14 protein-coding genes are annotated in these 26,732 nt (G+C 47.9%); 13 read left to right on the top strand and 1 reads right to left on the bottom strand.

Annotated elements, in window-relative coordinates; all coding sequences use genetic code 11:
* Nucleotides 1-366: 366 nt before the first annotated feature.
* From IPJ02_07055 to IPJ02_06995, 13 genes are all read left to right on the top strand, one after another.
* On the top strand, nt 367-13,086 hold the full coding sequence (locus IPJ02_07055) for a hypothetical protein (GenBank protein MBK7375304.1): 12,720 nt from the start codon (nt 367-369) through the stop codon (nt 13,084-13,086).
* A gap of 57 nt (nt 13,087-13,143) precedes the next feature.
* Nucleotides 13,144-14,232 (top strand): hypothetical protein, encoded by a 1,089-nt coding sequence (locus IPJ02_07050; protein MBK7375303.1) that lies wholly within the window; start codon nt 13,144-13,146, stop codon nt 14,230-14,232.
* A 72-nt stretch (nt 14,233-14,304) separates the two neighbouring features.
* Nucleotides 14,305-15,438, top strand: coding sequence for a T9SS type A sorting domain-containing protein (locus tag IPJ02_07045; GenBank protein MBK7375302.1), 1,134 nt, complete (start codon nt 14,305-14,307; stop codon nt 15,436-15,438).
* Nucleotides 15,439-15,546: 108 nt separating this feature from the next.
* Nucleotides 15,547-16,716 (top strand): hypothetical protein, encoded by a 1,170-nt coding sequence (locus IPJ02_07040; GenBank protein MBK7375301.1) that lies wholly within the window; start codon nt 15,547-15,549, stop codon nt 16,714-16,716.
* A 104-nt stretch (nt 16,717-16,820) separates the two neighbouring features.
* Nucleotides 16,821-18,596: a DNA polymerase III subunit gamma/tau gene (gene dnaX / locus IPJ02_07035; protein ID MBK7375300.1), complete on the top strand. Its 1,776-nt coding sequence runs from the start codon at nt 16,821-16,823 to the stop codon at nt 18,594-18,596.
* A gap of 69 nt (nt 18,597-18,665) precedes the next feature.
* Entirely contained in the window at nt 18,666-20,339 is a 1,674-nt protein-coding gene (locus IPJ02_07030; protein ID MBK7375299.1) for a pyruvate dehydrogenase complex dihydrolipoamide acetyltransferase, read from the top strand.
* Between the two features lie 119 nt (nt 20,340-20,458).
* Nucleotides 20,459-21,196, top strand: coding sequence for a TonB family protein (locus IPJ02_07025; GenBank protein MBK7375298.1), 738 nt, complete (start codon nt 20,459-20,461; stop codon nt 21,194-21,196).
* Nucleotides 21,197-21,262: 66 nt separating this feature from the next.
* Nucleotides 21,263-21,769, top strand: a complete 507-nt coding sequence (locus tag IPJ02_07020) for a MarR family transcriptional regulator (GenBank protein ID MBK7375297.1) — start codon at nt 21,263-21,265, stop codon at nt 21,767-21,769.
* Nucleotides 21,766-22,167, top strand: a complete 402-nt coding sequence (locus tag IPJ02_07015; protein MBK7375296.1) for a thiol-disulfide oxidoreductase DCC family protein — start codon at nt 21,766-21,768, stop codon at nt 22,165-22,167. The genes IPJ02_07020 and IPJ02_07015 overlap by 4 nt, the downstream gene beginning before the upstream one ends.
* Before the next feature lies 1 nt (nt 22,168).
* Nucleotides 22,169-22,534 (top strand): CoA-binding protein, encoded by a 366-nt coding sequence (locus IPJ02_07010; GenBank protein MBK7375295.1) that lies wholly within the window; start codon nt 22,169-22,171, stop codon nt 22,532-22,534.
* 119 nt (nt 22,535-22,653) lie between these two features.
* Complete coding sequence (locus IPJ02_07005; GenBank protein ID MBK7375294.1) at nt 22,654-23,106, top strand: hypothetical protein; 453 nt, start codon at nt 22,654-22,656, stop codon at nt 23,104-23,106.
* A gap of 42 nt (nt 23,107-23,148) precedes the next feature.
* Nucleotides 23,149-24,732, top strand: coding sequence for a T9SS type A sorting domain-containing protein (locus IPJ02_07000; GenBank protein ID MBK7375293.1), 1,584 nt, complete (start codon nt 23,149-23,151; stop codon nt 24,730-24,732).
* A 599-nt stretch (nt 24,733-25,331) separates the two neighbouring features.
* Nucleotides 25,332-25,805 carry a ribonuclease H-like YkuK family protein gene (locus IPJ02_06995; GenBank protein MBK7375292.1) on the top strand — a complete coding sequence of 158 codons (474 nt, stop codon included), beginning with the start codon at nt 25,332-25,334 and terminating at the stop codon, nt 25,803-25,805.
* Nucleotides 25,806-25,887: 82 nt separating this feature from the next.
* Here the strand turns inward: IPJ02_06995 and IPJ02_06990 are convergent, their stop codons facing one another.
* Nucleotides 25,888-26,556: a YihA family ribosome biogenesis GTP-binding protein gene (locus IPJ02_06990; GenBank protein MBK7375291.1), complete on the bottom strand. Its 669-nt coding sequence runs from the start codon at nt 26,554-26,556 to the stop codon at nt 25,888-25,890.
* Between the last annotated feature and the right edge of the window lie 176 nt (nt 26,557-26,732).

The following is a 26,732-nucleotide window of genomic DNA, read 5'->3' as shown; positions in this document are numbered from 1 at the left end:
GCAGTGGTTCATATACGGTAGTGGTAACAGAGAATGGTTGTCCTTCACTTCCATCGGCAGCAACAGTGGTAACGGTGAACCCGAACTTACCTGGTGTAACGATAGCAGCGGCCCATACAATCTGGCGGAACAAGTGTGACTTTTACAGCCACACCAACCAATGGCGGGCAGCACCAAGCCACCCCCCACTGTGATGGGGTGGCCCATGAACCTGCAACCGGCGCACACACCACCTGACACGCACCGAACAACCGGGTTACGACCTCATCATCAGCAACGGGTAACCAGTGGTATAAAGACAATGTATTAATAAGTGGCGAGACCAGCCAGACCTATACAGCGACCACAAGTGGTTCTTATACGGTAGTGGTAACAGAGAATGGCTGTCCTTCACTTCCATCTGCTGCAACAGTAGTAACGGTGAACCCGATCCCTGCCACACCAACGATCACTCCTGGCGGCCCGACGACATTCTGTGCCGGCGGTTCCGTGTTACTGACCTCATCGGCAGCAACAGGCAACCAGTGGTATAAGGATAACGTATTAATAAGCGGCGAGACCAACCAGACCTATTCAGCCACCACAAGCGGTTCTTATACGGTAGTGGTAACAGAGAATGGTTGTCCTTCACTTCCATCTGCTGCGACGGTAGTAACGGTGAACCCGAACTTACCTGTAAGTGTAACGATAGCAGCGGCGCCAGGTAATACAATCTGTGCCGGAACAAGTGTGACTTTTACAGCCACACCAACCAATGGCGGCGGAGCACCAACGTACCAATGGTATAACGGAGTCACCCCAATCAGCGGCGAGACAGGAGTTACCTACACTTCATCAACCTTAGTGAATGGTGATGCGATCAGTGTGCAGTTAACCTCCAATGCAACCTGTGCAACAGGCAGCCCTGCGACATCGAACACCATCACGATGACGGTTAACGCGATCCCTGCCACACCAACGATCACTCCTGGCGGCCCGACGACATTCTGTGCCGGCGGTTCGGTGTTACTGAGCTCATCATCAGCAACAGGTAACCAGTGGTATAAAGACAATGTATTAATAAGTGGCGAGACCAGCCAGACCTATACAGCGACCACAAGTGGTTCTTATACGGTAGTGGTAACAGAGAATGGCTGTCCTTCACTTCCATCTGCTGCAACAGTAGTAACGGTGAACCCGATTCCAGCCACAGCAACGATCACCCCTGGCGGCCCGACGACATTCTGTGCCGGAGGTTCGGTATTGCTGACCTCATCGGCAGCAACAGGTAACCAGTGGTATAAGGACAACGTATTATTGAGTGGCGAGACCAATCAAACCTATACAGCGACAGCGAGTGGTTCATATACGGTAGTGGTAACAGAGAATGGTTGTCCATCACTTCCATCGGCAGCAACAGTGGTAACGGTTAACGCGATCCCTGCCACAGCAACGATCACTCCTGGCGGCCCGACGACATTCTGTGCCGGCGGTTCAGTATTACTGACCTCATCGGCAGCAACAGGCAACCAGTGGTATAAGGATAACGTATTAATAAGCGGAGAAACGAATCAAACCTATACAGCTACTACCAGCGGATCTTATACGGTAGTGGTAACAGAGAATGGCTGTCCTTCACTTCCATCGGCAGCAACAGTGGTAACGGTTAACCCGATCCCTGCCACAGCAACGATCACTCCTGGCGGCCCGACGACATTCTGTGCCGGCGGTTCAGTATTACTGACCTCATCGGCAGCAACAGGCAACCAGTGGTATAAAGACAATGTATTAATAAGTGGCGAGACCAGCCAGACCTATACAGCCACTACCAGCGGTTCTTATACGGTAGTGGTAACAGAGAATGGTTGTCCTTCACTTCCATCGGCAGCAACAGTGGTAACAGTGAATGCGATTCCTGCCACAGCAACGATCACCCCTGGCGGCCCGACGACATTCTGTGCCGGAGGTTCGGTATTGCTGACCTCATCGGCAGCAACAGGCAACCAGTGGTATAAGGACAACGTATTAATAAGCGGCGAGACCAATCAAACCTATACAGCCACGACGAGTGGTTCATATACAGTAATTGTAACAGAGAACGGTTGTCCTTCACTTCCATCGGCAGCAACAGTGGTAACGGTGAACCCGAATTTACCGGTGAGTGTAACGATAGCAGCGGCGCCAGGTAATACAATCTGTGCCGGAACAAGTGTGACCTTTACAGCCACGCCAACCAATGGCGGCGGAGCGCCCACGTACCAATGGTATAATGGAGCCACCCCGATCAGCGGCGAGACAGGAGTAACCTATACTTCATCAACCTTAGTGAACGGTGATGCGATCAGTGTGCAGTTAACATCCAATGCAACCTGTGCAACAGGAAGCCCTGCAACATCGAATACCATCACGATGACGGTTAACGCGATCCCTGCCACACCAACGATCACTCCTGGTGGCCCGACGACATTCTGTGCGGGAGGTTCGGTGTTACTGACCTCATCGGCAGCAACAGGTAACCAGTGGTATAAGGATAACGTATTAATAAGCGGAGAAACGAATCAAACCTATTCAGCCACCACAAGTGGTTCTTATACGGTAGTGGTAACAGAGAACGGTTGTCCTTCACTTCCATCGGCAGCAACAGTGGTAACAGTGAACCCGATCCCTGCCACAGCAACGATCACCCCTGGCGGCCCGACGACATTCTGTGCCGGAGGTTCCGTGTTACTGACCTCATCGGCAGCCACAGGTAACCAGTGGTATAAGGATAACGTATTAATAAGCGGCGAGACCGGCCAGACCTATTCTGCCACAACAAGTGGTTCTTATACGGTAGTGGTAACGGAGAACGGCTGTCCATCACTTCCATCGGCAGCAACAGTAGTAACGGTGAACCCGATCCCTGCCACACCAACGATCACTCCTGGCGGCCCGACGACATTCTGTGCCGGCGGTTCAGTATTACTGACCTCATCGGCAGCAACAGGCAACCAGTGGTATAAGGACAACGTATTAATAAGCGGAGAAACCAATCAAACCTATACAGCCACGACGAGTGGTTCATATACGGTAGTGGTAACAGAGAATGGTTGTCCATCACTTCCATCGGCAGCAACAGTGGTAACGGTTAACCCGATCCCTGCCACAGCAACGATCACTCCTGGCGGCCCGACGACATTCTGTGCCGGCGGTTCCGTGTTACTGACCTCATCGGCAGCCACAGGTAACCAGTGGTATAAGGATAACGTATTAATAAGCGGAGAAACGAATCAAACCTATACAGCTACTACCAGCGGATCTTATACGGTAGTGGTAACAGAGAATGGTTGTCCTTCACTTCCATCTGCAGCAACAGTGGTAACGGTGAACCCGAATTTACCGGTGAGTGTAACGATAGCAGCAGCTCCGGGTAATACAATCTGTGCCGGAACAAGTGTGACTTTTACAGCCACGCCAACCAATGGCGGAGGAGCACCCACGTACCAATGGTATAATGGAGCCACCCCGATCAGCGGCGAGACCGGAGTAACCTATACTTCATCAACCTTAGTGAACGGTGATGCGATCAGTGTACAGCTGACTTCCAATGCAACCTGTGCAACAGGCAGCCCTGCGACATCGAACACGATCACGATGACGGTTAACGCGATCCCTGCCACACCAACGATCACTCCTGGCGGCCCGACGACATTCTGTGCCGGCGGTTCCGTGTTACTGACCTCATCGGCAGCAACAGGTAACCAGTGGTATAAGGATAACGTATTAATAAGCGGAGAAACGAATCAAACCTATACAGCTACTACCAGCGGATCTTATACGGTAGTGGTAACAGAGAATGGTTGTCCTTCACTTCCATCGGCAGCAACAGTGGTAACAGTGAATGCGATTCCTGCCACAGCAACGATCACCCCTGGCGGCCCGACGACATTCTGTGCCGGAGGTTCGGTATTGCTGACCTCATCGGCAGCAACAGGCAACCAGTGGTATAAGGACAACGTATTATTGAGTGGCGAGACCAATCAAACCTATACAGCGACAGCGAGTGGTTCATATACGGTAGTGGTAACAGAGAATGGTTGTCCTTCACTTCCATCGGCAGCAACAGTGGTAACGGTGAACCCGAACTTACCTGTAAGTGTAACGATAGCAGCGGCGCCAGGTAATACAATCTGTGCCGGAACAAGTGTGACCTTTACAGCCACACCAACCAATGGCGGCGGAGCACCAACGTACCAATCGTATAACGGAGCCACCCCGATCAGCGGAGAGACCGGAGTGACATATGTATCATCAACCTTAGTGAATGGTGATGCGATCAGTGTGCAGTTAACCTCCAATGCAACCTGTGCAACAGGCAGTCCGGCGACATCGAACACCATCACGATGACGGTTAACGCGATCCCTGCCACAGCAACTCCCCGCCCGCTGTCCTCCTTCCATGGCGCAAGTGTAACGGTGAGCATCCCAGCCACACCAACGATCACTCCTGGCGGCCCGACGACATTCTGTGCGGGAGGTTCGGTGTTACTGAGCTCATCGGCAGCCACAGGTAACCAGTGGTATAAGGACAATGTTTTAATAAGCGGCGAGACCGGCCAAACCTATTCAGCCACAACGAGTGGTTCATATACAGTAATTGTAACAGAGAATGGTTGTCCATCACTTCCATCGGCAGCAACAGTGGTAACGGTTAACCCGATCCCTGCCACACCAACGATCACTCCTGGTGGCCCGACGACATTCTGTGCGGGAGGTTCGGTGTTACTGACCTCATCGGCAGCAACAGGTAACCAGTGGTATAAGGATAATGTTTTAATAAGCGGCGAGACCAACCAAACCTATTCAGCCACCACAAGCGGTTCTTATACGGTAGTGGTAACAGAAAATGGCTGTCCATCACTTCCATCGGCAGCAACAGTGGTAACGGTGAATGCGATCCCAACTACACCAACGATCACTCCTGGCGGCCCGACGACATTCTGTGCCGGCGGTTCGGTGTTACTGAGCTCATCATCAGCCACAGGTAACCAGTGGTATAAGGACAACGTATTAATAAGCGGAGAAACCAATCAAACCTATACAGCTACAACAAGCGGATCTTATACGGTAGTGGTAACAGAGAATGGTTGTCCATCACTTCCATCGGCAGCAACAGTGGTAACGGTGAATGCGAACTTACCTGTAAGTGTAACGATAGCAGCGGCACCAGGTAATACAATTTGTGCCGGAACAAGTGTGACCTTTACAGCCACACCAACCAATGGCGGCGGAGCACCAACGTACCAATGGTATAACGGAGCCACCCCGATCAGCGGAGAGACCGGAGTGACCTACACTTCATCAACACTGGTGAATGGTGATGCGATCAGTGTTCAGTTAACATCCAATGCAACCTGTGCAACAGGAAGCCCTGCAACATCGAACACCATCACGATGACGGTGAATGCAATCCCAACCACACCAACGATCACCCCTGCCGGCCCAACTACCTTCTGTGCCGGCGGTTCAGTATTGCTGAGTTCATCATCAGCATCAGGCAACCAGTGGTATAAGGACAACGTATTATTGAGCGGCGAGACCAACCAGACCTATACAGCCACTACAAGTGGTTCATATACGGTAGTGGTAACGGAGAACGGCTGTCCTTCACTTCCATCCGCAGCAACAGTGGTAACGGTTAACGCGATCCCTGCCACACCAACGATCACTCCTGGCGGCCCGACGACATTCTGTGCCGGCGGTTCGGTGTTACTGAGCTCATCATCAGCCACAGGTAACCAGTGGTATAAAGACAATGTATTAATAAGTGGCGAGACCAGCCAGACCTATACAGCCACTACCAGTGGTTCTTATACAGTAATTGTAACAGAGAACGGTTGTCCATCACTTCCATCGGCAGCAACAGTGGTAACGGTGAATGCGATCCCTGCCACACCAACGATCACTCCTGGCGGCCCGACGACATTCTGTGCGGGAGGTTCAGTGTTACTGACCTCATCGGCAGCAACAGGTAACCAGTGGTATAAGGACAATGTATTATTGAGTGGCGAGACCAATCAAACCTATACAGCCACCACAAGTGGTTCTTATACAGTAATTGTAACAGAGAACGGTTGTCCATCACTTCCATCGGCAGCAACAGTGGTAACGGTGAATGCGATCCCTGCCACACCAACGATCACTCCTGGTGGCCCGACCACTTTCTGTGCCGGCGGTTCAGTATTACTGAGCTCATCGGCAGCAACAGGCAACCAGTGGTATAAGGACAATGTTTTAATAAGCGGCGAGACCAACCAAACCTATTCAGCCACCACAAGCGGTTCTTATACGGTAGTGGTAACAGAAAATGGCTGTCCATCACTTCCATCTGCAGCAACAGTGGTAACGGTGAACCCGAACTTACCTGTAAGTGTAACGATAGCAGCAGCGCCAGGTAATACAATTTGTGCCGGAACAAGTGTGACCTTTACAGCCACGCCAACCAATGGCGGCGGAGCACCAACGTACCAATGGTATAACGGAGTCACCCCGATCAGCGGCGAGACAGGAGTGACATATGTATCATCAACCTTAGTGAACGGTGATGCGATCAGTGTACAGCTGACTTCCAATGCAACCTGTGCAACGGGCAGCCCTGCAACATCGAACACCATCACGATGACGGTGAACCCGATCCCTGCCACACCAACGATCACTCCTGGTGGCCCGACCACATTCTGCGATGGTGGTTCAGTATTACTGACCTCATCGGCAGCAACAGGCAACCAGTGGTATAAGGATAACGTATTAATAAGCGGCGAGACCAACCAGACCTATTCAGCCACCACAAGCGGTTCTTATACGGTAGTGGTAACAGAAAATGGCTGTCCATCACTTCCATCGGCTGCGACGGTAGTAACGGTGAACCCGAACTTACCTGTAAGTGTAACGATAGCAGCGGCACCAGGTAATACAATTTGTGCCGGAACAAGTGTGACCTTTACAGCCACACCAACCAATGGCGGCGGAGCACCAACGTACCAATGGTATAATGGAGCTACCCCGATCAGCGGAGAGACAGGAGTTACCTACACTTCATCAACCTTAGTGAATGGTGATGCGATCAGTGTTCAGTTAACCTCCAATGCAACCTGTGCAACAGGCAGTCCGGCGACATCGAACACGATCACGATGACGGTGAATGCGATCCCTGCCACACCAACAGTAGGTACGATTACCCAACCAACCTGTCTGACTGTAACGGGCAGTGTAGCCTTAAGTGGTTTACCTGCAACAGGTACCTGGACAATCAATCCGGGCAGCCATACCGGTACCGGAACAAGCACGATCATCAACGGTCTTGCAGCGGGAACCTATAATTTTACCGTAACCGATGCCAATGGATGTACATCTCCGGCAACAGCCAATGTGGTCATCAATAATCCTGCAACATCAGGCCCTGTTCACAATACAAATACACTTATAAATTATTGTACCATCCAGGCAGCCATAGATGACCCGCTTACTTTAAACGGCCATACCATCAGTATTGATGCCGGTACTTATGCTGAAGATGTAGTGGTAAACAAGGAACTGGAAATAAAAGGACAGGGTGTTGGATTGACGATCGTCATTCCTGCTACATCCAACCCGGATACAGGTGGCGGCACACTTGGCGGTACCAATGTATTTTTAGTTCAGGCAAATAATGTAAACATTCATGATCTGACCGTTGACGGGGATAACCCATCGCTCACCAGTACGGTAAATGTAGGGGGAGCCAATATTGATGCACGGAATGGAATCATCACCAATCACGCGGCAGGGGTGTTCTCCAACTTCCGGGTAAATACTGTCACGGTCAGAAACATATTCCTGACGGGAATTAATGCCTCATCGGGCGGTTCTTTCAATATCAGCAGTAACACGGTTACGAATGTTCAGGCCAATGTGGCTTCTGTAGCCGTATCCAACACTGGCGGTTCGGGCATCATGAACGGTAATACAATAAGCAATGCGAATGGGGCCATTGCCACAGTTAATTCCACCGGAACATTCATCCTGAACAACGTCATAACAAGTTCAGCTACGGGTATTCTTTCTGATAAGAATGGCTTTGGCGGCACAGGAACTGCCGATGATATCTTTAACAACAATATCAGCAATGGCAAAGCCAATGGCTACGGTATTTATGTTTCCGGTGCCTATAAGAATGTATTCGTTCACGAAAATGTTATTTTCAATATCAATACAGGGATGACCAGTGCCGGTCAGAATGCATCAGTAACACCTGTGTTCTCCAGCAACGTGGTTGATGGCCAGAATAAGCCGGGCAGTACCGGTATGTATGCCACCACACAGGTATTGGGTGGCGGTAATGGCAACAATACCACCAGCTTTGAGAACAACTACATTCTTAATAATTTCAATGGTTTTTACCTGGAAACAAGTGCCGGCTTTACACTGAACTTTAACGCACATAATAATTCCATTACCGGTAATACCAGTAGTCATGTAACGATATCCGGCGCCGGTACCAACAATGCAGATATGACCTGTAACTGGTGGGGCACTACGAATGCCGTTACCATTAACAGTATGATAACCGGTGGTACGGTCACCTACGTGCCATTCCTGATCACCGGTACCGATTCGCAACCGTTGGCAGCAGGTTTCCAACCTGTGCCGGGTTCTTGTACCGGTACACCGCTGCTTATTACTTCGGCGGTACCAACTCCGCAACTTTGTGCTTCGATGGGTTCCATCGTGGTAACGTTTGGTGGTGGTATTGCTCCTTATAATATCAGCTGGACAGGCGGTTCTGCAACCGGTGTTACCAGTCCTTATACAATAACCGGATTGGCAGGCGGTACTTATAATATTACGATCACCGATGCCAACAGTTCTACCACCAACACCACTGCAGCGGTACAATACCTGCCGGTAACGAACACCACATCGAATATCAATTATGCTACTATCCAGTCAGCGATCAATGCGGCCGGCAATAATGATGTGTTACAGGTATGTGCGGGTACGTATGCGGAAAACATCGTCGTTAACAAACCACTGGATATACGTGGCCCTAACTACACCATTAACCCAAATACAGGCACACGGGTTGCTGAAGCGATCATCATGCCGGCAGTAAATGATCCGGAGAACGGGGTATTAATCGACGTGGAAGCAAGCAATGTATCCTTCAAGGGATTCCTGTTGAATGGGGATAACCCGGGTATCACAGGTGGGGTGAATGTGGGTGGAGCAGACGTGAACACGTCTGCCGGTATGCAGAATGCTCCTATCTGGTCAGGACCGTTTACACAGGTCAATCACCTGGATATCCAGAATAATATCTTCTACAATTTCGATTACCAGGCAGTTTACCTGGAAGTGGATTACAATACCAACCAGTCCTTCAACTATATCCGGAACAACCGGTTTGAAAATATGTGGGAAGGAATACAGACCTATGCAATGCATACGGATATATCCGATAACGTGTTTGTGGATGTGGACCGGGCCCTGAGCATTCATGGAACCAACGTGGCAGCTGATGCAGGGTTCGTTCCGCGTATCAGTAACAACGACGTTAGTATCTCCTGGAAGATCACAAACCCGGCATATACCCGGAATGTAGGTATATGGGTTAACTACCGCAGTGGTACAGCACCGGCATTGAGCGTGGATAATAATACCATTCATTACCTGGTTGCCCCACCCGCCGGGAAAACCTGGATAGGTTTCTATGGACTTACATTAACGGATAACCGGGTGGTAACCTTCAGCAACAATACCATCGACGGGCAGAATAATGCCAATACCGGGTATTATTTTTCAAATGTACCCAGTAACAATGTGAGTGTAACCGGGGGCAGCATATCCGATGTAAAGGATTATGGTATCCGCATCGTTAATAATGATGCCACCTGGGGTTCCGGGGATGCAAAGGTTACTGTAGATGACATAACGATCAATGCTCCTTTAGCCGCAGCAGCTGTATCGGTAAGCGGAGCAGTTGCATTCTCACCGTATGTAAGTGTGCTGGATATTGCACATTCCACCATCAGTGGAAGTAATACCGGCATACAGGTGAGCGGATCACTGGCTTCTGCCAATATCCACAACAATGTGGCCACGATCACCGGTACAACTACCGCTGTGGACATTGACGGCGGTACTGCAAGCATCACACAGAATACCATTACTTCAAATGCAACAGGCGTTCGTGTGCAAAACAGCGGAAACCTGACTGCGGTCACCAATAATTTCATTACGAATAACTCGGTCGACGGTATCCGAATTGAAGCTTCAGCAGGTACCATCGGTAACATCAATACCAATGACCTTTCGGGCAATACCGGCAAGGCGATCAATAACCTTGCGGCAGCAACCCTTGCAGCAACCTGTAACTGGTATGGCTCAATTGTTGCGGCAACTGTAGCTGCTAAAATCAACGGTAATGTTACCTATGTTCCTTACCTGACCAATGGAACGGATCAGCAACCGGGAACAGACGGATTCCAGAATACGAATTGCCAGTTTATCATTAATGCCGATCCGGCCGTCGTGGATGTGTACATGACAGACATGTCGGATGTGCTTATCAATGCTAACCTGATAGCATTCAATTCTGTGAACAAGGTAAAAATGCCGGTACAGAATTTAAGCCTGTCTAATGCTATCCCGGCTGGTACCACCAGGATCAGGATTGACCTGGGAAGCAAGCTGATACTGAATCCGGGATATAACCTGGGTACCGCTCCATTGAGTGCATATTTTACCTGGACCAAAGTGGTTGAAGCCGGTAATGATGTGATATACGGAGACCAGGTCGCAGACCTTCCGCCATCCTTTGGTGCTGGTGGAAATGAAATTGCCGTGTTTGATGTGAAGGCAGTTTTAACAGGCACTTCCATTGTGAATGGCGACTTCCAGGTTACCAATCACAATAACGCAACCCTGTTCCTGACGGATGCGAATACGAATAATAACCACGCCGATATTCAATATACGGTGCTGAGTGACTTCCTGATCGTTGGTGTTGGATCAACCAACCTCGATTGTAACGGAGTGAGTACCGGCACGATCACGGTGACCGTTAGTGGCGGTTCTTCGCCCTACGATTTCAGTAAGGATAACGGGGCAACCTGGATCCTGGCGCAGGCAAGTCCGTATACATTTACCGGCCTGGCAGCAGGTTCTTACAACATCAAAGTAAGGGATGCGATCAACCAGGAACTTACTTATGCAAGTAATGCGGTGGTGATCACACAGCCGGCGGCGATCGATGTAAGCAATATAGCACACACGGCCATCTTGTGTAATGGCGGCACTGCCACGGTGACGATGACCGCATCCGGCGGCACCGGGCAATTATCTTATACATTTAATGGCATTACGAATACAACGGGCGTGTTCACAGGGTTGACAGGAGGTGCCTATAATTACAGTGTAACCGATGCCAACAGTTGTGGACCGGTAGCCGGAAGTTTTACCGTGGTACAGCCAGCGGCGGTTAACGTAAGCAATGTGTCACAGAGTGCAATAGCATGTACCGGTGGCACCGCTACGGTTACGATCACTGCAGCCGGCGGCACTGCACCATTGTCTTATACCTTCAATGGCGTAACACAGGCAAGCAATGTCTTTGCCGGCATCCCTGCAGGTGTAAACTATGCCTACAGTGTAACCGATGCCAACAGTTGTACCCCGGCAACCGGTAACTTTACCGTTGTTGAACCGGCCGTGATCAGTGTAAGCAATGTGTCACAGAATGCAATAGCATGTAACGGTGGTACCGCTACGGTTACGATCACTGCAGCTGGTGGTACCGCACCATTGTCTTATACCTTCAATGGTGTAACACAGGCAAGCAATGTCTTTACCGGCATCCCTGCAGGCGTAAACTATGCATACAGTGTAACCGATGCCAACAGTTGTACCCCGGCAACCGGAACCTTTACCGTTGTTGAACCTGCCGTGATCAGCGTAAGCAATGTATCACAAAGCACAATAGCATGTAACGGTGGCACCGCTACGGTTACGATCACTGCAGCCGGCGGCACCACACCATTGTCTTATACTTTCAATGGTGTAACACAGGCAAGCAATGTCTTTACCGGCATCCCTGCAGGCGTAAACTATGCATACAGTGTAACCGATATCAACAGTTGTACCCCGGCAGCAGGAACCTTTACCGTTGTTGAACCTGCCGTGATCAGCGTAAGCAATTTATCACATACAGCCATCTTATGTAACGGGGCTACAACTACGGTCACGATCACCGCAGCTGGTGGCACCACACCATTGTCTTATACCTTCAACGGCGTGACACAGGCAAGTAACATCTTCACCGGGGTATTGGCAGGTACATATAGTTACAGCGTAACCGATGCTAACAGCTGCAGTCCGGTAACCGGAAACTATACCATTACCGAGCCTGTCTTGCTGACCATAACTAAAACGACTCATGTAAATCCTACCACCGGGTGTAATCTCACGGGTAGTATTACGGTAACGTCAGGTGGTGGTACGCCAAATTACCTGTTCAAGGTTGATGCAGGTGGCTGGCAGGCACCTACACCAGTGAACGGAACAAGCTTTACGTTTACCAACCTGGGGGCAGGGTTGCATACCATGTATGTGCAGGATGCCAATGGTTGTGAGAAGCAAACCACCTTCACGCTCACCGGCCCGGCCAACACCGATCTGTCACTGGGTGCTGATAATAATGACAATCTCTTCGTTGCCAACGGAGACCAGCGGGACATCGTTTATAACATAGGTGAGATAGCAGGTAAGACAGCAACACCTGTAAAACTGCGTGTTTTCAGGATCTCGGGTTATAATATTGTTTTTAACTCAGCAACAACATCGGTAACCATAGGACCCAATACTTACCCGGTTGACAATCCAAACTGGACAATGGCTGTGTTTTCGGGATTTGTTGAGTTTACCAGGAATGCACCGATAACCTGTAATGACCTGAAATATTTGGGTATCAAATTGCAGCGTGCAACAACCAGTAAAACAAGGTTTAACCTGAATGCGTTGATCTTCCCGCCGCCGGTATCGGAGATCATAACCAGTAATAACTCAAACTCGTTGTTCTTCATCGGGAATTAATCAATTATCATGCTGCAGTATATTATGTATGCTGCAGCATGGTTTAAAAATAGAAATATGAAAAAACTCATTACCCTGCTGCTGGCTGTTCTTTCGCTTTCAGCCTATACACAACGAAGGGGGGTTTATACCGACCTGTTACTGGAGAGACTCCAGTTTACGGATATGCAGAATACCTCCTTGAATGCGGGCATGCTGGAAGTAGGTAAGCTTACTAAGATCCATTTCAAAGTGGCCAATGCAAATCCTGATAATGCTGTACCTGCAGGCACCTGCCGGTTAAAACTGACCTTGGGTACAAATTGTTTCCTGGTCACCAACCTGCAGGGAACCGATGCCCCGCTTCCGGATTATTTCCGCTGGACCCAGTCTACCGATCCCTTTAATCAAATTATCATTTCCGGCGAATTGTACCGTGATCTACCAGCCGGGTTTGCTGCTGATGTGGAATTCACTGTTATGCCGAGTAAGGCAGGACAATCGATCATTACCGGCCATATGTTAATTACCAATCACAAAAACCCAAAATTCATTTTATCGGACCTGAAAACCGACAATAATATCATTACCGGCGAGTATACCAACCTGGCACCCTTAACAATGGAATACACTTATTTTAAGGCCAAAGCCCTTGCCTGTAATCTGGATGTGAATTGGCAGGTTTCTGATGATAGCAGGATTACCCGTTTTATAGTGGAACATTCAGCGGATGGCGTTCATTTCATTGCAGGAAAGACCATGGTGGCAAATGGCACCCGGTCATACTATTCAAGACTTGAGAACATTTCCGGGGGCAGCTTGTTTGTAAGAATTAAGGCAGAAGCGATTACGGGGCAGTTGCGCTATTCAGACCTTGTTGCCGTAAATAATATCTGTAATGGCCGGTTTGAACTGGCGCTTTATCCAAACCCGGTTTTAAGCGATGTAACAGAATTAAAACTGGTTGCTAAAGAAGGTATCTTCAACGGTAAATATAATATCCGTTTGATGGATGCCGCCGGCAAGGAAATCAACCGTAAAGAGGTGCAGTTGATAAACCAGGACATGGTAAAGTACATGATCGGCTATCTGCCAGGCGGATCATACCAGTTAATGGTCACCGGGGAGGATGGAATAACCCGGAACTTACGTTTTGTACGGCAATAGGACTGAAAATAAACAATGAAAAGACTATCTTTATATATCAATTTGCTGCATAAACCATTAAAGAGAAAAGTTATGATACATATAATTAATTTGCCAAAACGGATCACACCCCTGGTGTTTTTCCTCATGGTATCCGTAAAAGGATTTACACAGATCCCTGTTACTGCCGACCCGGCATTCTCGGCATTTGATATTACAGAGCTTGATGACACGCCGGCCGATGCAAATAATCTGCTGAATGGATCCTTCTACCTGCTGAAACTCGGCTTTTTGAATTTACATCCCAATGATATCCCGCCGGGCACGGCATATATCAGGATAGGCTTAGGATTAAATATGATCCTGGATCCTGCGTTCAACCTCTCTACAGCTCCCTACAGCGAATACATTACGTGGAGTTATGATGTTTCGCAAAGCCAACCCTTGATCATTGGTGTTATACATACTGCATTACCCGGATTTTTCTTTGGCGACGCTGTATTCCGGGTCAAGGCAAATTCATTGGGCACATCCATCGTTTCCGGCCAGTTCCTTGTAGTAAACCCCCCGGGCAATCCTTACATTCTGTCAGATGCTAACCCAAATAATAACTCAGCATCCATAGATTATACGGTAATAACAGGTACCACCCCGGTTACATTAACCAAATTCAATGCAGTAAAGAAAGATTGTATCATCCGGACCGACTGGTCTGTTGAAAATGAATTGAACTTTGACCATTATGAACTGCAGGTAAGTAAAGACGGTACAAATTACAGTACCATAAACAGTGTGGCCGCACAAAATAAGAGCAACTACAGTTCTTTGTTTGACATCAACAGCCTGTCTGACCAGTTACAGGGAAATAACCTATACCTGCGGCTGAAGATGGTAGACAAAGATGCAAGCTTTAAATACAGTAAAATTATCCAGGTAAGCGGCAAGTGTATTTTGCCACCAGCATTTGTCATCTATGGTTATCCAAACCCGGTAATAGACAGGAACTTTATTACCATTGGTAATAAAGAGGGCCTGTTCAATGGCAGGTACAATGTCACCCTTATGGATATGAATGGCAGAATGTACGGAAGCCGGGAGATCGAATTGAAGAATGTACAATCTTTCCGGTTCGATTTCAGAACCATGCTTGCAAACGGTAAATACATCATCCGGTTACAGGATAAGAACGGCACGCAAAGCGGTGTTGTACAATTTGAAAAGCACTAGAAAAACCTTTTTTAGGCTGGATATGATTAAAAGCCATCCGCCAACTGGCGGATGGCTTTTTTTATGGGTTGCTTTAAAATGTAGTTACTTTGCATTTTTAAAATTATCATGCAGGTCATCCCCGTTACAAATAAGCCCACCGCAAAAGAATTCATACAGGTAGCTGTTGTTTTGCACAAAAACGACCCCAACTGGATACGCCCGCTGGATAAGGATATCCATGAAGTGTTTGATAAGGAGAAGAACAAGGCCTTTCGCTTTGGAGAAGTTACCCGCTGGGTATTAAAGGACGACCAGGGAAAACTGATCGGCCGTATTGCCGCCTTCACCAATAAAAAATATAAGAACAAGGGCGATGAGGTGCCGGTGGGCGGCATTGGCTTTTTTGAATGCATCAACGACCAGGATGCCGCCGATCTCCTGTTCGACAATGCAAAACACTGGTTGATACAGCATGGCATGGAAGCCATGGATGGTCCCATCAATTTTGGGGAGCGTGACCGCTGGTGGGGATTGATCACCCAGGGCTTTTTCCCACCCCTTTACTGCATGAACTATAACCCTCCTTATTATATCAGTCTTTTTGAGAATTACGGGTTCAAACTTTTTTTCAACCAGGTCTGCTTCGGGCTGGATGCAACAAAACCACTGGCCCAAAAGACCATGGAGCGGCATAAAATGCACGAAACCGACCCCGATATCAGTTTTGAGACCATCCGGAAAAACAACCTTGAAAAATATGCCGGTGATTTTGTGGAAGTGTACAACAAGGCATGGGCCGGCCATGGCGGCCTGAAACAGATGAGCAAGGACCAGGTACTGCTGATGTTCAGAAAAATGAAGCCGGTAATGGATGAGGACATTGCTTATTTTTCCTACTGCAAGGGAACGGCCATTGGTATGTTCATCAACCTGCCGGATATCAACCAGTACTTTAAGCACATGAACGGAAAATTCGGCCTGCTGCAGAAACTGGAATTTGTATGGAGACAGAAATTCAGGCCGGCCAAAAAATTCGTAGGGCTTGTATTTGGTGTGGTACCCGAATGGCAGGGGAAAGGGATCGACTCGTACATCATTGGCGAATGCCGGAAAATTGTACAGAAACCAAACCAGCAGTACCTTGATTATGAAATGCAGTGGATCGGCGATTTTAACCCCAAAATGATCAATGTGGCAGAGAGTTTTGGCGATACCTACCGCAGCCGGAACCTGGTCACTTACCGGTATCTATTCGACCGTACCCGGGAATTTAAACGCCACCCGATTTTGATTTGATATTGCAGATTTAAGATTTTAGATTTGCCCAAAGTCCGTTCATAGTTCATGGCTTATAGATCATGGCCAGGCCATGAACCATCAACTATGAACCATTAACCATTATGGATAAGTTTATTGTTTCGGCAAGAAAGTACAGGCCCCAGAATTTTTCTACAGTTGTGGGGCAGGCGCATATCACCACTACATTAAAGAATGCCATAAAGAATAACCAGCTTGCTCATGCCTTTTTATTTTGCGGGCCCAGGGGGGTTGGTAAAACCACCTGTGCACGGATATTGGCCAAGACCATCAATTGCCTGAACCAGACTGCCGATGGAGAAGCCTGTAATACCTGCAACAGCTGTGTTTCATTTGATGCAGGAACCTCCTTGAATATTCATGAGCTGGATGCGGCCAGCAATAACTCGGTGGATGATATCCGGACCCTGGTGGAGCAGGTCCGTTTTGCACCGCAGGCCGGTAAATACAAGGTCTATATCGTGGATGAGGTTCACATGCTCAGTTCATCCGCCTTCAATGCATTCTTAAAAACGCTGGAAGAGCCGCCGCCTTATGCCATCTTCATCCTGGCCACTACCGAGAAGCATAAGATCCTGCCAACCATCCTCAGCCGTTGCCAGATATTTGATTTCAAGCGCATCACCAACAACGATACCATTGATCACCTGCAGGAGATCTGTGATAAGGAAAACATAAAGGCCGAAAAAGCAGCCCTGCATGTGATCGCACAAAAAAGCGAAGGCTGCATGCGGGATGCCTTGAGCATCCTGGATAAGATCGTAAGCTTTACCAACGGTGAACTCAATTACAGCAACACACTGGAGCACCTGAATATCCTGGATGAGGATTATTATTTCAAACTGCTCGATTGTATGCAGCAGCAGAAACTCAGTGATGCCCTGCTGCTGTATGATGAAATAAATCAAAAGGGATTTGAAGGCGATACCCTGCTGGAAGGCTGCAGTGAATTCATCCGCAACCTGCTGGTTTGTAAAGACCCGAAGGCTGCGGTTCTGCTGGAAGTGGCGGATGATTTTAAGCAAAAGTATATGCAGGCTGCCAAACAGATATCAACAAGCTGGTTGCTTGCCGCTTTGAACCTGCTGAATGAGGCAGAGACCAGTTACCGGCAGGCAAGGAATAAGCGCCTGCATGTAGAACTGGCCATCATCAAACTCTGCTACCTGGCACAGGCCGTAGAATTGGTGGATGCCGGCAGCGTTGTTTCAAAAAAAAAACTGGTTGAATCTGCAAAGCCGGTAGCGTTTAAAGCCCTGCCGGTGATCCGGTTAAAGGAACAGGATGTTCCTGCTGAACCTGCCCTTAAAAAAAATGCAGGGGCAAAATTGATCATTGAAGAGCCTGGATCCCCCATCGGGAAAAAAACAGCCAAAGAGCCGGAGCCTGTTTCACCCGAACCCAGGAGGGCCCTTGGCTCACTGGATGCCATACGTAAAAAAGTGTCGGAGCAACATAAGGCAAACGGGAACGGTGCAAAGGAAATAACAACGGAGGAACTCCAACTGTGCTGGGACAAATTCATTGAGAAGCTCAGTGCCAAAAAGAACCATTCGGCCGTTACCAACTTCAGGGGTGCTGTTTTAAAGATCATTGATAATAACTCCATCGAGATCATTACAGAAAGCAATATCCAGCAAAAGTTCATCGAGCAGGAACGGGCAGATCTGGTTCACTGCCTGCAGGACCATTTCTGCAACCGGCAGCTTACCTACAATGTGGTACTGGAAGAAAAGGAAGACGCCACCCAACCCGGCGAAAGGCCATTGAACACCCGGGAGCAGTATCTTAAGATTATCGAGGAATACCCCCTGGTAAAAGAATTAAAAGACCGGCTCCGGCTGGAACTGGATTATTGACCGGAACTGCCCCCATTTCCGCATTTTGCCTTAATTTCGAACCTCAATCAAAAATAAGCGATTAATACTATGGCAGAAGTGATACGCATGCCGCTGCTGAGCGATACGATGACCGAGGGGAAAATAATTTCCTGGAATAAAAAAGTGGGCGATAAGGTAAAAAGCGATGACGTGCTGGCCGAGGTGGAAACCGATAAGGCAACCATGGAAGTGAACGGGTATGTGGACGGAACTTTACTCTATATAGGTGTACCCGCCGGCGAAGCCGCCAGGATCAACCAGGTGATCGCCATTGTGGGAAAAGAGGGCGAGGATTATAAATCTTTGCTGGAAGAAAAGGGCCCGGCACCTGCCGCAAAATCTGCAACGCCTGCTGAAACACCCCCAACCTCAAACCCCCAACCTCAAACCTCAAACCTGCCTACCGGACAGGCAGGCCCGCAACCTCAAACCGTTTCCCTTCCCGCCGGTGCAAAAGAGATCCGCATGCCTTTACTGAGCGATACCATGACCGAAGGAAAGATCGTGGCCTGGAATAAAAAACCGGGTGATTTTGTAAAAAGTGATGACGTACTTGCCGAAGTGGAGACCGATAAAGCAACCATGGAAGTGGTGGGGTATGAAGAAGGAACACTTTTATATATTGGCGTTGAAGCAGGCAAGGCTGCAAAAATAAATGAGATCATTGCGATCGTGGGTAAAGCCGGAACGGATGTGAGCGCATATGTTGCCGCAGAGAAAAGCGGGCAGGCAGCAGTGGGCAGTGGGCAGTTCGCAACAGAACCCGCATCAGCACCCGAACAACGGGCAACGAACAACGAACAACTTGCTGCTTCTACCAACGGAAGAGTAAAGGCTTCTCCATTAGCTAAAAAATTAGCTGCCGATAAAGGAATTGATATAACCAAAGTAAGCGGTAGCGGCGACGGTGGCCGGGTTACCAAAAAAGATATTGATAATTACAGCCCTTCTGCAGCGCCTGCAGCAGTTGCTGCAAAGCTTCCGGCTGCACCGGCTCCTGTATTTACTGCAACAGGCCAGGAAGGCCATACCGATATTCCGCTCACACAGATGCGTAAGACCATTGCACGCAGGCTGGGAGAAAGTAAGTTCAGTGCGCCGCATTTTTACCTGACCATGGAGATAAACATGGACAATGCCATGAATGTGCGTACGCAATTAAATGAACTGAGCCCGGTAAAGATATCATTCAATGATCTTATTATTAAAGCAGCCGCTTTGTCATTGCGTCAGCACCCGAATGTGAACAGCAGCTGGATGCCTGCCCCGCAAGAGGCGGGGGGGGAATTCATCCGCCAGAACCATCACATACATATCGGCAGTGCGGTGGCAACACCCGACGGACTGATCGTTCCGGTGATCCGTTTTGCGGACCAGAAGACCTTGTCACAAATTGCATCCGAGGCAAAAGAACTATACGGCAAGGCAAAGGATAAAAAACTGCAGCCGCAGGAATTCAGTGGCAATACATTCACCATCTCCAACCTGGGTATGATGGACATTGAAGAATTCACCGCCATCATCAATCCACCCGACAGCGCCATACTGGCTGTGGGCAGGATAAAAGAAGTGGTGGTTAAAAAAGCAGAGGGATTTGGCACAACCAATATCATGAAGCTTACCCTCAGTTGCGACCACCGCACGGTGGACGGCGCTGTGGGGGCTGCTTTCCTGCAAACACTGAAGAAATACCTGGAGAACCCGGTTACGATGCTGCTGTAGTGTTTCTGTTTCGGTCAAAACAAATTAAAAAGTGAAGGCATTGGTATTAACACTGGTGCTTTTTTTATTACATTCCTTTTATAAGATCACAAAGCAATCTTCGCATTTATAAGTCGAGTATGAAAAAAATAACGTACCTCCTGGTATTTTGCCTGGCAACATTACCTGCATTTTCGCAGAAAATTGTAAACCTCGTCCTGGTGGGGAAAAATGGAATTACGGAGAATATCAAAGAAGCACATTCATTTATTGTAGTAAAAAAATACCCGGAATTTTTTCAGCGCCTTGATTATAAACTGAAAGGCCCTTTGCAGAAATTAAGAAGCTATTCAGACTCTACACTTAAAGTTCTGCAAGGACCTATTTATGAATATGCTCCTGCCGGAACAATAACAAAGAGCGGTTATTATATCAACAATCTGAAAGAAAAGGATTGGTATTACTATAACGATACCGGTAAGGTAATTTTAGAAGAGGAGTATGAACGGGGGGTGCTGGTAAAAACAATTGATCCGGATACGGTCAAACACGAACCCCTCAGTGATAAACTGGCCGATGGCGAACAGGAAGCACTTTTCAAAAAAAGCGACAGGGAATGGATAAAATATTTATCCCAAAATCTGAATGCAGAAACAGGAAATCAATCGGTACGGGGAGGCCGTGTGGTGGTATTGTTTGTTGTAAATACATCGGGTAAATGCGTAGAGGTTCATTTGGCAAAGTCCGTAGAATTTGTTTTGGATGAAGAAGCCATCCGTGTCATAGAAAACTCCCCGCCATGGGAACCGGCCTTTCAGAAAGGTAAAAAGGTGAATGCCTACCGGAAGCAGCCGATCAGTTTTGCAAAACCTGATTAAAATTTATTTTCAATAAGTTTTGAAAATTCAAAAACTGTATTATCTTTACAGTATAAATCAGTCATCATGAAACTTTCCGAGGCAAAAGCACAGTTCATCAGCAGTTGGGGCGCTTTTGGTACGAACTGGGGTATCAACCGGACCATGGCGCAGATCCATGCCTTGCTGCTCATCAGCCCGGACCCCATCACGCAGGACGACATCATGGAACAACTGAACATCAGCCGGGGAAATGTGAATATGAACACCCGTGACCTGATATCCTGGGGACTGGTGGAGCGGGTACTCATCCCGGGGGAGCGGCGGGAATTCTTTACCGCTGAGAAAGATGTCTGGAAAGTGGCCACCCAGATCATCAAGGAAAGAAAGAAGCGGGAACTGGACCCCATGCTGAAATTACTGGCCCAGCTGGAGCAGATCGATGGTGATAAGAAAGAAAAAAATGTAAAACAGTTTATCGACACGGTCGGTGGCATACGGAAGTTTGGCAGCCAGGCCGATAAAATGCTGGACGTAATGATCAAGGCAGATGAGAATTGGTTCATGAGCAGCCTGCTGAAGTTCTTTAAATGAAAGAACAACCAATCATATTATTCGACGGCATCTGCAATTTCTGCAACAGTGCGGTTAAATTCGTTATCAAAAGAGATAAATCGAACAATATCCGGTTTGCAGCCCTTCAGTCTGAAGCCGGGCAAAGATTGTTACAACAATATCATTTACCGGTAAAAGCCATGGAATCATTTGTCTTCATAGAGAACGGGAAAGCCTACGCAAGATCATCGGCTGCTTTAAAAGTTTGCCGGCATTTAAGTGGATTATGGCCTGTTTTCTATGTTTATATGATCGTGCCAAAATTCTTCCGGGACGGGATCTATAACTGGATCGCCGCCAACAGGTATAAGTGGTTTGGTGTACGGGAGGAATGCATGGTACCTACGCCGGAATTAAAAGAAAGATTTTTACAATAGCATGGAAAAGAAAAAGACATTGGTGCTGGGTGCATCCGAAAACCCGGCCCGGTACAGCAACCTGGCCATTAAAAGACTGATCGGTCAGCAACACCCGGTGGTAGCCATCGGGAAGAGGAAAGGAGCAGTGGGTCCGGTGGAGATCGGGACGGAGCATGAACCATTCCCTGGTATTGATACCGTGACGATTTACCTGAACCCGCTGCGCCAGCAGGAATACTACGATTATATCCTTTCCCTCCATCCCAAACGGATCATTTTCAACCCCGGCGCCGAAAATGAGGAATTGGCTGACCTGGCCAGGGCAAACGGGATCCAACCCGTTGAAGCCTGTACACTGGTATTGTTAAGTACGGGCCAGTTCTGAAAACAACGTTCCTCCTGGCTGTTTTTCATCCCTTTTTTATAGGTTTCGGCATACTAAAGCCCCCTGATCTGCGTTAGACAAATCAGAACAAGTTGTCCAATATCCAAAAAACCAGATCCATGAAACATTTTGCAGCCATTGCAATAATGTTGCTGTGTACTTTCATTGCAACAACCGGTCATTCACAAACCGCATCCAAACCAAAGCAATTCAGCAATTTTCCTGACGTTATTGATTGTTCAGAGGCAGCGTTGAGCAGTATCTTTCATTCAACGCAGGGTCAGAACATCAGCCTGTCCTTTTCCGATAATTTTTCCTTTTCAGGCAACGTGGTGAATAATGTGGTTAAATACGATAACCTGCAGTCGGCCGTTATCAAATCTGCTGCTTACCATAATTCCATTTTCAGTATCTCCCGGATCACCAATAAAGACAATACCGTTTCCTACGTGGGCCGCATCGTCAACAAAAATTATTTTGACGGGTACGAATTGAAACGGGATGCTGCCGGGAATTACCGGCTGGTAAAAATGGAGACCGACCGGGCGATACCCGATTGCAGCCCGAATTAAAATGATCAATACCTAAACCTGCATAACCCCCAATGCACCAACATGAGAAAAACCTTTACCTTACTACTGATCGCCGCCATAACTTTTTCGATTAAAAGTTTTGCTGTACCTAAATTAAACAGTTACCCATCCGCTGCGGCAACCATTTTCCTGGACTTTGACGGGCACTATGTGCAAAGCTCTGTCTGGAATGGAGGAACTTCTTTTTATTGCAATCCATCCGGTATGACCGATCCCCAGGTGACAGAGGCTTTTAACCGGGTGGCAGAGGATTACCGTCCTTTTGATATCAACATCACAACCGACTCAACTGTTTTCTTATCTGCACCACTGAATAAACGGATACGGGTCATCATCACCACCACAAGTTCATGGAGCCCCGGTGTGGGCGGAATTGCCTATGTGGGTTCTTTTGCCTGGGGCGATGATACGCCTGCTTTTGTATTCAGTGATGTGTTAGGTCCCTATAGTCCTAAAATGGTTGGCGAATGCTGTTCGCACGAAAGCGGCCATACACTTGGCCTTTCCCACCAGTCCAGGTATGGCTCCAATTGCAGTACACCGGTAGAACAATACAACAGTGGCGCCGGAAGCGGCGAAACAAGCTGGTCGCCGATAATGGGAAACAGCTATTACCGCAACATGAGCAACTGGAACAATGGACCTACCCCTTACGGATGTACTTCTGTACAGGATAACCTTTCCATCATCGCCACTCAAAATGGGTTTACGTACCGTCCGGATGATTACCCCGAAACATTGAACAGCAGTACGTATACACTTGCTCCTGCAGGGTTCAGCGTAAACGGGCTGATAGGGACCAATTCGGATCAGGATGCTTTTAAATTCACCCTGCTGCAAAATGCAAACCTGCATCTTACCGCCACCCCTTTTAATGTAGCGAACAATTATATCGGCGCCAACCTGGACATCAAGATCGAGTTATACAATTCATCCGCAACATTGGTAAGGACCTATGATCCGGCTGCCACCATGCGTGTGACGATTGATACGATCTTAAATGCCGGAACGTATTACCTGAAAATAGATGGTACCGGTAATTCAAATACCGGGGAATACGGAAGCCTCGGTGCTTACAGCATAGCCGGAACTTCAGGTGCTTTACCGATTCATGCAGTGGATCTCAGCGGAACCATTAATAAGGACAAGCATGACCTTCGCTGGCGCATCATTGCCGATGAGCCGGTAAAAACGATCCTGCTTGAAGCATCGGATGACGGTACCCGGTTCAACACGTTAACATCATTGGCGCCATCCGTGGCAAACTTTGCCTGGCAGCCTTATAAGACCAATACCGTTTATTACCGGCTGAAAGTGACATCGGTGCTTGACCAGTCGGTTTATTCCAATACCATTGCACTGAAGGGAACGGGCAATCCGGTAAAACTTTTCAGCGCTTCCACCCTGGTGCAAAATGAGATCGTTATCAATGCTTCCCGGAATTGCGGGTACCGGTTACTGGATGTGAACGGAAGGGTATTGCTGGCTGGAACAGCATTAAAAGGCATCAACCGGTTAAATATCCCTGACCAGCCGGCTGGTATGTATATCATTCAGCTATTCAATAATGATGAAAAACAAACCGAAAGAATCATAAAGCAGTAAGGCAGATTTTCTGAAAAAGGAGGACAGCGGGGGCTGTCACCTTTTCTTTTGTCCGTTCCGGGTGAAGGCCTTTACCCGGTCTGCTGTTTCACAGATGCCGTTCAGCAGTTTCCGGGATATGATCAATTGTTCTGAAACAGGTACCTGACCAAAGGGCTTATTTCAATACAGTTTACCCGAATGGATCGGGCAATATTGACAGGCGGTTTTACGTTTTTACACTGGTACAAACTGAAATTACCGTTCATGTGGCACTGGATTTCCGGTACAGGGTATAAAATTTTGAACGCAATATATTTTACAGAACCCGGTTGATATGGTATATCCCCGGCTTTTAAGCAACAGAGAAAAACAGACAGAACGAGTCATAAGACAGTAAGGTAGATTCATGTGTAAGTTAGGGGGTAGCGTTAGGGGCTATCCCCTTTTTTGTGCCCCTAAATCCCCTAAAGGGGATTTGTAAAGAGATCAATAACTTAAGTGATTACATGATATTTAACTGTAAGTTTTTTAATAACTCTGTAAATAATTTTACTCCGTCAAGTCCCCTTTAGGGGATTTAGGGGTAATTTATCCGTAACTTTAGAAAACCCATTTTTATGCTATGGAGAAAATTTAACGGAGATCCTATCCAGTTGCACATCAAGGATGCTGTAGAACAGGCCATCAAACGGGAATCAGATGATGGCTATCATTTAAAAGTTTGTATCGGAACCGACAGCCAGGTAAAGGGCAAGGAAACGGAGTTTGCCACGGTGATCGTTTTCCTGCGGGAAGGCCATGGCGGTTTTATGTTCATCCACAATGAAAAGACATTGCAGCAGTACAGCATCAAGGAAAGAATGCTGGTGGAAGTGGCCAAGAGCATTGAGATCGCATACGAACTCTGCGACCTGTTCACGGTGTATAATGTGGATATGGAAGTGCATGCCGACATCAACACCAACCCACACTTTAAAAGCAATGAGGCATTGCGGGAAGCCATGGGCTATATCCTGGGAATGGGCTTTGCCTTTAAAGCCAAGCCGGAAGCCTTTGCCAGCAGCAGTTGTGCCAATAAAGTGGTGAATTAAGTTTGCTGAGAATTATTTTTCCAACGCATGTGTTCAGAACACAGGCCTCACCCCCTGCTCCCTCATCCGGTGAATTTTTCAATCAGGAACCGCTGTTCATCTCTTCAATAAGTGCAAGTATCTTATCCTTCCCGGTTTTTTTAAGGGCACTGCTGACAAAATGCTGTGGCAGGAACTGCCAGGTCTTTTTCATCGCTTCCAGGAAATCCTTTACGTTCTTGCTTACTGTACGCTGGTTCACTTTATCCGATTTGGTAAACACCAGCGAAAGGGGCACCTGCCATTTTTTTAACTGCTCTAAAAATTCAAGATCTATTTTTTGCGGGGAATGGCGGGCATCTATCAAAACAAAGACCATGGAAAGGTTCTCTCTTTTCCGCAGGTAATTCTCTATCATCTGTTCCCAACGTCTCCGGCTCCTTATACTTACTTTGGCAAAACCATACCCGGGCAGGTCAACCAGGTACCATTTATTCTGCTTCGCATCGGTCTTCACTTCACCCTTCTTTCCCGGGCCTGTTGAAGGAGCGGGAAGGGATGGCGATGAGGTTATCTCAAAATGGTTTATCAATTGTGTTTTTCCCGGGGCCGAAGAGGTCTTGGCCAGTTTTTCATTATTGCAAAGCATATTGATCAGCGAGGATTTGCCCACATTACTCCGGCCGATGAAAGCATATTCCGCTTTGTCAGGCACGGGGCATTTTTCATATCCGGGACTGCTGATGATGTACCTGGCTGATTTGATCTGCATGAGGCAAAGATAACCGAAACCCGATACAGGATGCCAGATGCAGGATACAAGATACAAGATGCAGGATGCAGGATGCCAGATGCAGGATACAGGATGCAGGAAGCAAGGTGGAGGATTTTGGACAATATTCAAATAGTTAAAAGATCTGGTGCCGGGCATTAATCCTGTATCTGGCA

This window comes from Chitinophagaceae bacterium (assembly GCA_016710165.1).
GTDB lineage: Bacteria > Bacteroidota > Bacteroidia > Chitinophagales > Chitinophagaceae > Ferruginibacter.
The sequence above is the reverse complement of the archived record's forward strand: the minus strand, read 5'-3'. Positions and strand labels throughout refer to the sequence as shown.